Genomic DNA, 14214 nt, shown 5'->3' with positions numbered 1-14214 from the left:
GGCTCGCATAGGTAAATATAAACGTTTTTTCATGAAAATATCGCTGCAGAGGGTTACCCTTGCAGCGATATTTTTGCTCTTGCTGCTTTCTTCAGCAAGTTATGGGCAAGGGAAAGCCACCCGACCTCGAGGCTCACTTTCGGCAAGCCTCGAAGCAGAAATCTGCGGAATCCCCGGTTATTCTTTATTTGGCCAAACACACTTTCCGGCTCATGCATCCGTCGAACCGACAAGACATGTCCATCCTCGCTCTTTAGTTGCTCTCTCGCTTGCTGCTTGAGTCGAAGATATTCCATGCTGACCTTTATTTCTCGATCTCCTTGTGCCTTTGTACACCTGTCCTTTAGCGGACAGCCCTCGCAGGAAATACTGCGATAGTTGCGAGTAACGATCTCGTATCCGCTCTCGGTTAAGCTTTTGCTTTCATAGCGAAATAGCAGTTTCTGTCCTGCTGCACATGTCCACGAATCTTCATTCTCGTCATACAACCAGTTCTCGAACTTGCTTATATCTTGCTTCCATGCTTTGGTGTTTTCTTTATGATAAGTATTGTATTTTACAAGTGCTCGTTGTTCTTCAGACTCTAGGTAAGCATAATTTTCTTCGCTCCCATAACCTGCATCTGTGATGATGGTTCCCGGTAATTCACCCAATGAAGCTTTCACTTTATCCAGGTGTGGCTTGAGACAACGGGTATCCGTTGGACGTTGATGAATACTGTAACTGAGAATAAATTGGTCTTCTGTTCCGATCTGCACGTTATATCCGGGTTTTAATTGTCCATTGCGCATGTGGTCTTCCTTCATGCGCATGAATGTTGCATCGGTGTCGGTTTTGCTGAAACTGTTTCGGCTGCCAAGCGTTTCTTGCTGCCCTTCATATTTTGCAGGCGAGGCAGAAGATCCATCCGGACAAGGCGAACGGCTTTCTTTAGCGGTTTGTCCTTCGGCTTTTCTTGAAGCTTGCTTTCTAATTGCTGAACAGCTTGCTCCAGCTTTTCGCTCGTGATAGCGGAAGCCTCTCCGAGCTCAGGAAGGTCCAAGTTATTCAGCGCCTGGTCTTCCTGTTTCTCTGCCTCTTCAATGGCAGCGAACAAGGTTTGCACCTTTTCTTGAAGCTTCATCTTCTGTTTAACGACAGCTTTGCCCCATACAAACGTGTAACGGTTGGCATTCGCCTCGATTTTCGTCCCATCCAAGAAGTAGTGCTCCAGCTTGATGAAGTTCTCTTCCTTGAGAAATTGAAGAACAGCTGTAAATACCGTCTCTAGAACGTCTTTCATACGCTCTGAGCGGAAACGGTTAATGGTACGGAAATCTGGACGCTGCCTAGCAGCCAGCCACATAAACATGATATTTTCACGTACTGCTTTGGCAATTTGGCGAGAGGAGTAGATGCGCTGTGTATACGCGTAGATAACGACTTTCATGAGCATTTTGGGGTGGTAGCTGTCCCGGCCACCTCCGGGATAAGCTTTGGTGAAGAGCTTCATATCTAAGCGATTGACCGCATCGTTGATGACGCGTACGAGATGATTTTCGGGGATATCTTCTTGCAAGTCCATTGGCAAGGACAGTTGATCCATGGTATATTCTTTGTACATAAAGAAGCCTCTCTTTACTTAGAATGGTTGGGTGGTACCTCCATTTTAACAAGGGTCGGCTTCTTTTAGTTTGAGCATTTTATGAACAGGTTAAGGGCAGACGGAGCATGAAATGATTCTGGAGAAGCGTCAGCGTTCGCTTTTGTGAAGGGATGCCAACCATACCTCGTTGATTCGAAGGAATCCCTGAGCAATGGCGATCGGAAGAACATTTCATGCGCAGGCTGCTGTTTAGCCCAAATACAAACAAAGGGGGTGTCCCATCGTCATTTACATGACTTATGGGACACCCCCTTCTTTATGGAACAAGTTAAATGAACGAAATCGTGAATGCAAAGTTATAAGGCCGGTTGGCGAATAACTTGTATTCCGGATGGATGGGAGCAGCCCAGCTGTCGTCGCCGCCAACGCCCATTTGCTTGTCGTTTACTCGCACGACCGTTTTCGAAGAGATGGGCAGTTTGTACGGATGATCATTTGCTTCAAGCTCTTCCGGTGTCCATGGCAACGCATTGATTTCCATCACCGTAGCGCTGTTGAAGCGCAAGCCGTTTCCGTCCGTACCCTTCGTAATCCGAGCATGACGGACATTCGTTTTGTTGCCGCATTCCTGAGGGCGCAAATAAGGAACAAACTGATCCTGCACCTTGCCGGTGTAGCTGCCTAATTTGGCGCCGGTCTTACGATCCCAATAGTTCTCATGCGGACCTAAGCCATACCACGAGATAGTGTCCAGGCTTCCATTAAGCACGAACAACATGCCAAACTCCGGAATCTCAGGCAGCTTGTCACTGCCTGGCAGGAGCTGTTCATTGACATCAATCGAGCCGTCTTGATGAACCGTATAGTCGATTTTTAAGGTGGAGACAGGATTGGTTGCCAGATGATGTACGGTTGTAACGCTATAATGATCAGCGATTGCATTCCAAGAGAAATGAATGAGCTGCTTCGTAGCGCCGGCATCCCTCCAAATCGCGCAGCGCTCCGGCATTTTGTTGCCCAGGTCATTATCCGTCACTGCCCGCCAGAAATTAGGTCGAACCGGCTCAAGCAATTGCTCAATATTACCCTGAACATAGGATACGATATCACCGGATAATCGGTTGAACGTAACCGCAAATTGCTGATTGCCGATAGCTAACGTATCCGGCTTCTCTTCAGCCTGCAGCGGAGCCGCCGTCGTATCGGCGATACGAATATTCGTCTTCGCCGCAAGTGGCGACAATACGAATTGCTCCCATGCGATTTCATGCTCTGCAGCTGCCCATGTTGATGCTTCAGGCTGAACGAAGGAAATATTCAGTACCGCTTCTTGCTCAGTGGACGAAGAGGAGTATGGAATCGTTACTTCCGTTGTCTCGCCTGGTGCCAGCGTTACCTTCAAGCTGCCATCCTGCACCGTCTGTCCTTCCAGCTGCACCTTCCATTTCAGATCGTATGCGGCTAGATCGGTGAACAGGTTTTTATTCTTGATGCTTACTGTCCGGTCTGCCAAATTGATGGATGAAACATCAATATTCTGGTAGCATTTCTTCACTTCATGCAGCTTGGGAGTCACGGTCCGGTCCGCAAATAACAATCCGTTGCCGCTGAAATTGCCGTCGTGCGGAGTTTCGCCGAAATCTCCGCCATAAGCGAGATATTCTACGCCGTCTGCCGTAGTCGTACGGATCGCTTGATCGACCCAGTCCCAAATAAATCCGCCCTGCAAAATTTCGTATTTATCAAACAGCTCCGTGTATTTATGAAGTCCGCCGCAAGAATTGCCCATGGCATGGGAGTACTCGCACAGAATGTAAGGCTTCTTGGGATTGCTGCGCGCATAATTCTCAACTTCGTTAGGTCTTACGTACATCGTGGATTCGATATCCGTCGCAGCCTCTGAAGGACGGTAATGGCAAACCCCTTCGTAATGCACAAGTCTTGTTGGATCGACTTCTTTCAAGTAATCATGCATCACAATAAAGTTATCGCCGCCGAAGGATTCATTGCCAAGCGACCAGATGACGATCGACGGGTGATTCTTATCCCGCTGGAACATGGAGTTGCAACGGTCCAGCACGTTCTCGCGCCACTCCGGATGACTGCCCGGAACCGTATGAGCAGGCAGATCCTGCTGGCCATAACACCATGAACCATGGGTTTCCAGGTTCGTCTCGTCAATCACGTAGAGACCGTACTCATCGCAGAGCTCATACCAGACAGATTGGTTCGGGTAATGGGAGGTACGGACAGCATTGATGTTATGGGTTTTCATCAGAATGATGTCCCGGATCATGTCTTCCTTGGACAAAGCCCGGCCCGTATCGCAGGAGAACTCATGACGATTAGTCCCTTTGAACACAATTCGCTTGCCGTTGATTTGCATCAAGCCGTCCTTTAATTCGAACGACCGGAAGCCTACTTTATTGCTATGCGTTTCGATGAGGCCGTCTTCCTTCTTAAGCGAAAGAACCAGCGTGTACAAATGGGGAGCTTCGGCGCTCCATTTGAGCGGATTATCGACCTGGCCGGTGAGCAAGAGCTGATGCTCGCCATCGCCTGCAAATGCCACAACCGGTTCTTGCCATACGGTCTGCTGATCGGCGTCGTACAATTGAGCTTCGACGCGGACACCGTTTGCAGCTTCGTTATAGTAGTTTTCGAGAGTAAGGTTAACGGTGAGTTCGGCATTGCGGTACTCTTCATCCAGATTAGTGCGAACGAAGAAGTCAGAGATGTTCAAGTTAGGCTTCGTATACAAATACACATCGCGGAAAATACCGCTAAGGCGCCAGAAATCCTGGTCTTCCAGCCAGCTGGCGTCACACCAGCGGTAAACCTCAACCGCAAGCTTGTTCTCGCCTTCAATCAGATAAGGAGTAATATCGAATTCAGCCGGCGTAAAGGTATCCTCGCTGTAACCCACAAGCTCGCCGTTCAGCCACACATAAAAAGCGGATTCCACACCCTGGAAGCTCAGATAGACCGCTTGACCGCTCCATGACTTGGGAACATCAAAAGCGCGGATATAGGAGCCAACCGGATTGTATTTGGTAGGGGCAAACGGCGGAAGCAAATCCGGCTCCGATACGGCCCATGGATAGCGAACATTCGTATATTGCGGATAATCGAAGCCCTGGAACTGCCAGTGGGAAGGGACGGGCATGTCCGTCCAGCCGCTCGCGTCATAGTCCGTTTCATAGAAGTTCTGAATGCGTTTCTCCGGAACTTCCGCAAAGGCGAATTTCCAGGTTCCGTTTAATGAATAATAGCGCTCCGAAGAGGCTTTATCTCCGGCAAGCGCTTCTTCCAAAGAACGGTAGGACATCATGGAAGCGTGTGCAGGAAGACGATTAAGCTGGAAGATCTCCGGGTTATTGTTCCATTCCGGATAGCCGTTGGCAGGTGGTTGATAGTTAAGTTTGGATCGCAAAATTTTCAACTCCTAAAATTCAATGATAGTATATTCATATTATAAGGATGAAAGTATACTTATAAAATATAAGGATATTACATTCAACTCTAAAAATATGAAACGGAGGCTGCATGATGGAGGGGAACTATATCTTTTGCTCGCAGGATGAAACTTCAGGCCTCCCGCTATACGCAACGACGGTTGGCTATTGGGAGCATCAAATCGAAACGCACCGCCCGGAAGGCTTTCCCGATTATCAAATGCATCAAGTATTGGACGGCTTCGGAGAGGTTGTCGTGAACGGCAAAGCGTTTAAGGTTGATCCGGGCAACGTGTTCTTTTTATATCCGGATATGCCGCATTCCTATAGACCGCTTAACCAGCAATGGAAGGTGTCCTGGGTATCGTTTAACGGGCGTGAAGCTGACCAGATGCTGTTGTTTGCCGGAATTGGCGAATCGGGGACAGGCAGGTTAAAGGAGAATAAGCTGATCAAGCCGCTGGAGCAGATGCTGACGTTAGCCATGGACAATGAACAAGAAACGAACCTGGAACGCTCGAAGCTGCTGTATGGTCTTCTTATTGACCTGAAGTATCAACTGCTGACGCCGTCCCATTCGCATCAAGAGTTTGACCGGGTCAAGCCGGTTCTGCAATATATCGAGAATAACCTGCAGAGAGCGTTGACACTAGCCGAGCTGGCTGACGTAGCATCCGTTACCCCCCAATATCTGTGCAGGATCTTTCAGCAAACGATGAATATCAGGCCCATGGAATATATCAATCAGCAGCGCATCAAACGAAGCAAGCAGCTGATGTTCCAACACCCGGCTATGAAAATGTATGAAATAGCGGGCAGAGTGGGATTCGAGAGCTCCAGCTATTACGGCGCCGTCTTTCGCAAATTGAACGGAATGAATCCGGAGGCATTCAAAAAACTGCATGGGCTTGTTCCGTAAAACGATAAGACGAGTTTATTGACGGTGGAGTTAAAACGACGTAAAGTTGAGCTTGCAAAGGTTTACATTTCATAAGGGATTAGAAAAAGCGCAATGCGTTGTCGCAAAGCGCCTTAGATGTGACGGGGGATTATATGAACAATGAATTAAGGAACGAGCAGCATTTGGAGAGCCAAAGCTTTCTCTTCCATATTGAACCCTATCAACTGAATCAGGGCACGGTTATTCCGCTGCATCGGCACGAATTCGTGGAGCTCGTCATTATTAGTCAGGGTTCTGGCGTCCATGAGTATGACGGGAACACCTTTCCGATCCATGCAGGCGATGTGTTCATCATCGAGCCTGGCATGGAACATGCCTATACGATCGATCACAAAGAGGGAATGGAGGTCGTAAATGTATTATTCGTTCCATCCCTGCTCGAACGGGAGCTAACCGCATTATCGAGCGTCACTTCCTTTATCGACTTCTACTATATGGAGCCGTTCCTTCGTTCCGATGTATCCTTCCAAGCTAAGCTGACGTTGTCGCCACGGCAAATGCTCGACATCCGAAGTGTCTTGGATCAGCTTATCAAGGAGTATGGGCGCAAGGAGAGCGGGTACCAGTACCTGATCAAATCTAAGCTGATCGAACTGTTTATTATTCTCAGCCGAATGTATGTAAACAATCGGAGCCACTCTCTGCCGTCTTTGCCCAATGACCAAGAAGTGATAGGCCGGATCTGCGAATTCATTAAGCGCCATCCTTCCAGGTCGATTACACTCGAGCAGATCAGCCAGATGGCCGGCATGAGCCAGAGCAAGTTCACCGTCTTGTTCCGCCAAGAGACCGGCATGTCTTTCGTGGAATACCGGAATGCGGAACGAATCCATCTGGCCAAGCAGTTGTTAGCCACCACAAGCGACAGGATTGCCGAGATTGCGATGGATACCGGATACGAGGATCTGAGTCATTTCAATCACGTATTCAAAAAGACCGCAGGCGAAACGCCCAGCCAATACAGAAGGCGGCATAAAGGAGCTCCTGAATCAGGCCAGCTTAGGGAATAATCCGCCTGCAAGCACATCGCCTTTCACGAGACCAAGGCCATCTGTACATATATGGTTCGCCCCGCTGTATGTCGTGCCGTCCGGCATAAAGATAATCGCGAGTGCCCGGCGCGGTTTGTCGGTCTGATTGGCATGAGCGTAATGGAAGGTGAGCCCGTCATGAAAGCTGCAGCTGCCGGCCTTCATCCGGACAACGGCTGCTGTATTGCGGTCAATCTCTTTGGCTCCCTCGTCAGAGAAGATGTCCTCGGGATTGACGAGATCAATAGACTTTAAGTTCTTTATCTTTTGTGACTTGGGAACGAGCATCAGGCATCCGTTATTCTCGTCTACATCATCCAGGGCGATCCAAATGGACAAAGCGCCTCGCTCATTCATCGGCCAGTATGGCATGTCTTGATGCCAAGGGGTTGGCTTTGAATCCTGGGGCATCTTGAGCAAGGCATGATCGTGGAACAAACGAATGCCTTCCGCACCTGTCAATTGCTTGGCCGCATCGGCAAACCGGCGAGATAATACAAAGCGTGCCATTCCTCCGTGATCTCTCCATGTATTGACCCGTTGATTTAATACTTTGTAATACATATCCCCGGAAGCCGCCGTTTGGGTGGAGTTTCCGTTTTGTACTCCCATCGTTTCCTCCAGGTAGCCACGAAGCTCCTCTACTTCCTCCTTAGACAATATGGAATCAATCTGAACAAAGCCATTCTCCCGGTAATAGCTCACTTGCTCTTCTGTTAATTTAACCGTGTTATCCAGCATGACGGTTCACCCTTTCAATGTCGTGTGATATCACCATAATCATAAAGGTGGGGAAGCTTATTTTCTTGGTGAATCGGCCGAAAAAGAAGGGGGAATCGCCAACGTTCAACGTATGCTCCGTCTGTACTCCACAGGCGTCATGCCTGTTACAAGCTTAAACTTTTTATAGAAATAGGACTCGCTTTCAAATCCGCATTCCAGGCAAACGGAACCAATCGTATCGTCTGTCCGCATAAGCCTTTCTTTGGCCAGCATGATTTTCTTGATCAGGATATATTCGCTTACGTTCATGCCGGTGTATTGTTTGAATACGCGGGAGAAATGGGCATACGTGACCGCTGCTCTGGAAGACAGGTCGGAGAGACTCATCTCCCTTGCACCAATGTTAGCCTCGATATAATCGAGGATGGTTCTAATCCATGCGGGCTCCGTACCGGAGCTTCGTGGAGGCTCACTCTTCTGCAATGACATCCGGTTTAAGGTTAACAGAAAATCATACAGCCTGATGACGATTGCCGCACGGAAGTTCGGAAGCTGACTCAGCCATTCTTCATTCATCTTATCTATTAATCGGGAAAAGGTTGTGCGGTCGTCCTGTGACGGCTCCAGCTTGTAGCATTTGCTTTTCCTTGCTTGTTCAAAGCAGCGCAGAAGCGAAAGGGATTCGCCAAACTCCATCGGCTGAATCAGCCGGGGAGCGAAGAAGATTGCGCTGGACGTAACAGGCGACTGTTCATCCGGAAAGGCGCGGTGAACCGTATTGCCGGGTATTAGAAATACATTGCCGGGGTTCATTTCGTAAAAGCTGTGGTTAATGAAGAAAGTGCCTTTACCGGAGTAGACATACACCAGCTCGTACCAATCATGCAGATGATCGGGAAGCTCGCTTTGCGGAGATTTGGTATCCCGATAAACAAGGCTGAAAGGGAAATGATCGGAATCCTCGAAACGTTTGTGTATAGCTCGCACGGCATAAGATCTCCTTCCTTGCCTTTTAATTTAGATAATAACAAATTTGAGCATAAAATTACAGGAATAGAGCGTTTTCATGTGTAATTATGCTGATATAGAATATAGATAGTGAATCCAGATTATTTTCATGACGGGAGTGAACGGAAATTGAAATATAGAAAGCTTGGCAAGACCGGTCTGGAAGTATCGGCACTCAGCTTTGGCGCATCTTCGCTTGGTTCGGTATTCCGCGAAACGGATGACGGCGAAAGCATCCGCACGGTTCATGCGGCGCTGGATGCAGGCATTAATCTGATCGATGTATCGCCCTATTACGGCCTGAAGAAAGCGGAGACGGTGCTGGGCAATGCGCTTAAGCAAGTATCGCGTGACCGTTACTATTTGTCGACAAAAGCGGGAAGATACGGCGCGGATGAATTTGACTTCAGAAGCGGCACGATAATCGCGAGCGTAGAAGAGAGTCTGCGTCGGTTGCATACGGATTATCTGGATATTCTGTTCCTTCATGATATTGAATTTGTCGAGCCTGCCCTTATTTACGAGGAAGCGATTCCGGCACTTAAGCGGTTAAAAGAAGAAGGGAAAATCCGCCATACGGGGATTTGCGGCCTGCCGCTCAGCCTGTTCGAGGAGTTCCTGCCGCATGCGGAGATTGATGCGATCATCTCGTATTGTCATTATTCCTTGAACGATACATCGCTGGAGTCGCTGCTGCCCTTAATAGAAGAGAAGAAAATCGGACTTGTGAATGCTTCGCCTCTCTCGATGGGACTGCTTGGAACGCGCGGCACACCGGATTGGCATCCGGCGAGCCGGGAAGTGAAGGAGGCATGCAGGCAGGCAGCCGAGTATTGCGAGGCACAAGGCGAGGATATCGCAAGGCTTGCGGTCCAGTTCTCCACCATGAACGAGCGAATTCCAACCACGTTGGTCAGCACGGCTAATCCTTCAAACATCGCGAAAAATGCGATGTGGGTGGATGAACCGATTAATGCGCAGCTGCTGGAGGAAGTAAGAGAAATTCTGAAGCCAATCTTGAATCAGACATGGGACAGCGGAATTCCGCTGTATAACAAGCGATAGGGGAGTTGTCCATCCATGAAAGGCATTATTTGCGAGCAAATCGAACAATTCAATTATGCGGAGCTCGAAGAGCCTGTTTATACCGAGGGCGAAGCTATTATACAAATCAAACGGGTTGGGATTTGCGGGACAGATCTACATGCTTATAAAGGGAATCAGCCGTTTTTCAGCTACCCTCGCATATTGGGTCATGAGCTCTCGGGCATTATTCAACGAATCGGAGAGAATGCGGAGGGCTTTAAAGCCGGCGATCAAGTCAGCATCATTCCTTATCTTCATTGCGGCAAATGCGCGGCTTGCCGTCAAGGCAAAACAAATTGCTGCACGTCCATTCAGGTGCTAGGCGTGCATGCGGACGGAGGCATGCGGGAGAAAATCTCCATCCCGGTTACGCATTTGTTGAAAGCGGATGGTCTAAGCCTGGAGCAGGCTGCTATCGTTGAGCCGTTCAGTATCGGGGCGCATGCGATAAGGCGCTCGGGACTCGAGCGCGGACAGACAGCGCTTGTAATTGGAGCCGGACCCATTGGGCTTGGCATTATGGCTCTCGCCAAGCATGCCGGCGCTAACGTTATCGCGATGGATGTGAATACCGAGCGGTTGGCCTTTTGCAAGCAATGGGCAAAGGTTGATTCTACCGTGAACGCGCTGGAGAATCCTTCCGCGCAATTGGAAGCTTTGACAAACGGGGATTATCCAACTATTGTATTTGATGCAACCGGCAATACCAATTCCATGGCAGCAGCCGTAAAGTACGCGGCACATGGCGGGAAGCTTGTCTATGTTGGACTCGTGAAGGGTCAGGTTTCGTTTGATGACGCGGAGTTCCATAAGCGGGAGCTTACGATCATGGGCAGCCGCAATGCGACAAGAGAAGACTTTGAGCATGTGCTTGATGTCGTGCGTGCCGGCGGCATTGACGTTGACCGTTATGTAACCCATCAAGTGCCGTTTGAGGAGATGATTGAACATTTCGAATCCTGGCTGGACCCTGCAAATAAAGTGATTAAAGCGATGATAGAGTGGCCATAGGAAGGAGATCGCGCATGAGAATAGATTCCCATCAGCATTTCTGGATTTATAATGAGCGGGATTACGATTGGATGTCCGAGCAGCATAAGGCGATTCAGACTGATTTTCTGCCTGAGCATTTAAAGCCGTTATTGCGGCAAATCGGATTCGATGGCTCAATTGCCGTTCAAGCCAGACAATCGCTTCAGGAAACGGAATGGCTCTTGTCCTTAGCCGAGCAATATCCCGAAGTTAAAGGCGTTGTTGGTTGGGTGGACTTGTGCTCGCCAGAGATCGGGCAGCAATTGGAGAGGTACGGCTCTCATCCACTGCTTAAAGGCGTTCGCCATGTTGTGCATGACGAGCCGGATGACCGATTTATGCTAAGAGAGGATTTTATGAACGGAATAGCCGCTTTGGAGAAGCATGGATTAACCTATGATTTGCTGTTGTTTCCGAAGCATTTGCCTTACGCAGTTCAGTTAGTAGAGAGGTTCCCAAACCAGCCGTTTGTTCTTGATCATATCGCAAAGCCGGATATTGCCGGGAAAGGCTTCAGTCCCTGGGCGCAGGCACTAACCAGACTGGCGTCGCATCCCAATGTCTATTGCAAACTTTCCGGCATGGTGACGGAGGCGGCATGGGGCATTTGGAAGGAAGAAGATTTTGTTGTATATCTGGATGCGGTTACCCGGGCATTTGGGACAGACAGGGTAATGATTGGCTCCGATTGGCCGGTCTGTACGCTTAGCGGTACCTACGAGCAGACGATGAATATTGTGAAGCATTACGTTGAGGCTCTTACGGACGAGCAGCAATCCCTTGTATTAGGGGGCAACTGCGCAAGATTTTACGGGATAGGGTTGTAGGGCGCAGACAGCATGTTTTCGAAAAGGAGCAGCATGACCATGAAATTACAATACAATCAAGCATCTAAGAAGTGGACCGACGCACTCCCAACCGGAAACGGCCGGCTTGGAGCAATGATGTTCGGCGGAGCGGAGACGGAGCGTATTCAGCTGAATGAAGATACTCTCTGGTCCGGGGGGCCTCGCAACGCGGATAATGATAGCGCTATCAAGATCCTTCCGCAAGTGAGGCAGCTTATTGAGGAGGGCAAATATGTTGAGGCCGATCAATTAAGCAAACGGATGATGGGGCCTTATACGCAGTCTTACATGCCCATGGCGGATTTATACGTGAAGTTTCTGCACGGGAATATCGTAAGAGATTATCGCCGGTCGCTTCATCTGGAGGACGGCATCTCCGCCGTGGAATATCGGATTGGCAGCGTGACCTTCACAAGACGAATGTTCGTATCTTATCCGGATCAGGTAGTCGTGCTTCGCCTGGAAGCCAGCAGCCCGGGGCAATTGAATTTCCATGCAAGGCTGGAAAGCCCGCTTCGCTATGAGACCTTGTGCGACGAGAATGGTCTCATTCTTAAGGGAGACGCTCCCGAACAGGTTGATCCCAGCTACTATGATACGGATGAGCCTCTTATATACGGCGAGCCGGGCGATGCGATGCGGTTTGAAGGACGTCTGACCGCCAATCTGGAGGGCGGACATGCCAAATACGGCCAAGACGGCTTGCGGGTCTCGGGCGCAAACGCGGTTACTCTTATTTTCAGCGCGGCAACCAGCTTTAACGGCTATGATCGTTCACCGGGAAGAGAAGGCAAGAACGAGTCGGCGGAGGCTTCAGCCTATTTGGAAAAGGTTATGAAGCTTTCTTATTCCGATTTGCTGCAAAGGCATGTGGATGACCATCAACAGCTGTTCAATCGGGTTGAGCTCAATTTAGGCGAGTCCATTGCGCCGCCGGAGCATCCGACTGACGCACGGATCCGCGATTACGGTGCAAGCGATCCGGGTCTTGTGGAGCTGCTGTACCATTACGGCCGTTATTTGATGATCGCAAGCTCCCGGAAAGGTACCCAGCCCGCGAATTTGCAGGGCATATGGAACGAGGAGACCCGGCCGCCGTGGAGCAGCAACTGGACTTTAAATATTAATGCAGAGATGAATTATTGGCCGGCAGAGACCTGCAATCTGGCAGAATGCCATACGCCGCTGCTGGATTTTATCGAAAGACTGTCCAGGAACGGTCAGAAGACGGCAGCAACCAACTACGGAGCGAGAGGCTGGACGGCGCATCATAACAGCGATATTTGGTGCCAGAGCTCGCCGGTAGGCGCTTACGGGCACGGCGAGGCAATTTGGACGCTGTGGCCAATGGGCGGAGTATGGCTATGCCAGCATCTGTGGGAGCATTATGCTTTCGGGAATGATCAGACGTTCTTGCGCGAACAAGCCTACCCGATTATGAAGGATGCCGCCTTATTCTGCCTGGATTGGCTGCATGAAGACAAGGAGGGGCGGCTGATTACGTCGCCATCCACCTCTCCTGAGCATAAATTCCGTACCCCGGAAGGCTTGGCCGGAGTCAGTATGGCCTCTACGATGGATATTTCTTTGATCTGGGATTTGTTTACGAATCTCATTGAAGCTTCCGATATTCTGGGCGTGGACGAAGCGTTCCGGGATACGTTGACTGATGCGCGCAGCCGCTTGTTCCCGATGCAGATCGCAAGCAACGGAAGACTTCAGGAATGGGCGCTGGATTTCGAGGATGAGGATCCCCTCCACCGTCATGTCTCCCATTTGTTTGGCGTCTATCCGGGACGTCAATTAACGTGGCGGGAAACGCCCGAGCTTATGGCTGCAGCAGAACGCGCGCTCGATCTGCGCGGAGACGGAGGGACGGGCTGGAGTCTAGGATGGAAGGTTGGTCTGTGGGCGCGCTTCGGAAACGGTAACCGCGCCTTTGGTTTACTGTCGAATTTGCTGACGCTGGTAGATGGGGAGAAGGAGAACTACCACCATGGAGGCGGTGTTTATACCAATCTCTTCGATGCGCATCCGCCGTTCCAGATCGACGGGAACTTCGCCGCAACATCGGGCATCGCCGAGCTGCTCCTGCAATCGCATCAAGGGTTTATTCATCTGCTTCCCGCACTTCCCGATGCATGGCCAAAGGGCTTTATTAAAGGATTGCGGGCAAGAGGTCATTTCGATGTGTCTCTTCAATGGGAAGAAGGGGCAGTCCTCGCCGCCGAGATTACGTCGCGCTCGGGAGGTACATGCCGGGTACATTCTGCCGTTCCGCTTCAAGTGGAATCGGACGGCGTAAAGCTTGCCGTTAATCCGGACGTGGACGGCATGGTGACTTTTGCGACTATTCAAGGCGGCAGGTATGAGCTGCGCCGAATTTAAACGGAGGGAACATCTTCAAATATTGGCTTGGATCCTAAAGGAGTTTACGGTTCTTATAGCGAATATACTATCCGACCTTGGTCCTTGGAAGCTATTT

At 49.9% G+C, this 14214-nt stretch carries 9 protein-coding genes and 1 pseudogene; 6 read left to right on the top strand and 4 right to left on the bottom strand.

Annotation, left to right across the window (positions count from 1 at the left end; genetic code table 11):
- Positions 1-53: 53 nt before the first annotated feature.
- Both M3194_RS01615 and lacZ read right to left on the bottom strand, forming a co-directional pair.
- Positions 54-1603: pseudogene (locus M3194_RS01615) on the bottom strand (IS1182 family transposase).
- Positions 1604-1913: 310 nt separating this feature from the next.
- A complete protein-coding gene (gene lacZ, locus M3194_RS01610; protein ID WP_251651278.1) occupies positions 1914-5018 on the bottom strand; it encodes a beta-galactosidase, LacZ type in 3105 nt (1034 codons plus the stop codon).
- Between the two features lie 113 nt (positions 5019-5131).
- On the opposite strand from lacZ, the gene M3194_RS01605 reads away from it, so the two are divergent.
- The gene (locus M3194_RS01605) at positions 5132-5959 is read left to right on the top strand and encodes an AraC family transcriptional regulator (RefSeq protein WP_251651277.1); all 828 of its coding nucleotides are present in this window, start codon (positions 5132-5134) and stop codon (positions 5957-5959) included.
- A 134-nt stretch (positions 5960-6093) separates the two neighbouring features.
- The gene (locus tag M3194_RS01600; protein ID WP_251651276.1) at positions 6094-7011 is read left to right on the top strand and encodes an AraC family transcriptional regulator; all 918 of its coding nucleotides are present in this window, start codon (positions 6094-6096) and stop codon (positions 7009-7011) included.
- On the opposite strand, the gene M3194_RS01595 is transcribed toward M3194_RS01600, so the two are convergent.
- Positions 6991-7773, bottom strand: a complete 783-nt coding sequence (locus M3194_RS01595) for a phytanoyl-CoA dioxygenase family protein (RefSeq protein WP_251651275.1) — start codon at positions 7771-7773, stop codon at positions 6991-6993. The two genes, M3194_RS01600 and M3194_RS01595, sit on opposite strands and share 21 nt — an antisense overlap.
- Before the next feature lie 105 nt (positions 7774-7878).
- Positions 7879-8742 (bottom strand): helix-turn-helix domain-containing protein, encoded by an 864-nt coding sequence (locus tag M3194_RS31430; protein WP_251651274.1) that lies wholly within the window; start codon positions 8740-8742, stop codon positions 7879-7881.
- Between the two features lie 150 nt (positions 8743-8892).
- Between M3194_RS31430 and M3194_RS01585 the strand changes: the two genes are divergently transcribed.
- The 4 genes from M3194_RS01585 to M3194_RS01570 are packed head-to-tail and all read left to right on the top strand — an operon-like array spanning position 8893 to position 14117.
- Positions 8893-9828 (top strand): aldo/keto reductase, encoded by a 936-nt coding sequence (locus M3194_RS01585; protein ID WP_251651273.1) that lies wholly within the window; start codon positions 8893-8895, stop codon positions 9826-9828.
- Positions 9829-9843: 15 nt separating this feature from the next.
- Positions 9844-10860, top strand: coding sequence for a zinc-binding alcohol dehydrogenase family protein (locus M3194_RS01580; RefSeq protein WP_251651272.1), 1017 nt, complete (start codon positions 9844-9846; stop codon positions 10858-10860).
- Between the two features lie 14 nt (positions 10861-10874).
- Positions 10875-11708, top strand: a complete 834-nt coding sequence (locus M3194_RS01575) for an amidohydrolase family protein (RefSeq protein ID WP_251651271.1) — start codon at positions 10875-10877, stop codon at positions 11706-11708.
- A gap of 39 nt (positions 11709-11747) precedes the next feature.
- Entirely contained in the window at positions 11748-14117 is a 2370-nt protein-coding gene (locus M3194_RS01570; protein ID WP_251651270.1) for a glycoside hydrolase family 95 protein, read from the top strand.
- Positions 14118-14214 lie beyond the last annotated feature (97 nt).

The sequence above is a fragment of the Paenibacillus glycanilyticus genome, from assembly GCF_023715145.1.
GTDB lineage: Bacteria > Bacillota > Bacilli > Paenibacillales > Paenibacillaceae > Pristimantibacillus > Pristimantibacillus glycanilyticus_A.
This window is presented reverse-complemented; position numbering and strand designations above follow the sequence as displayed.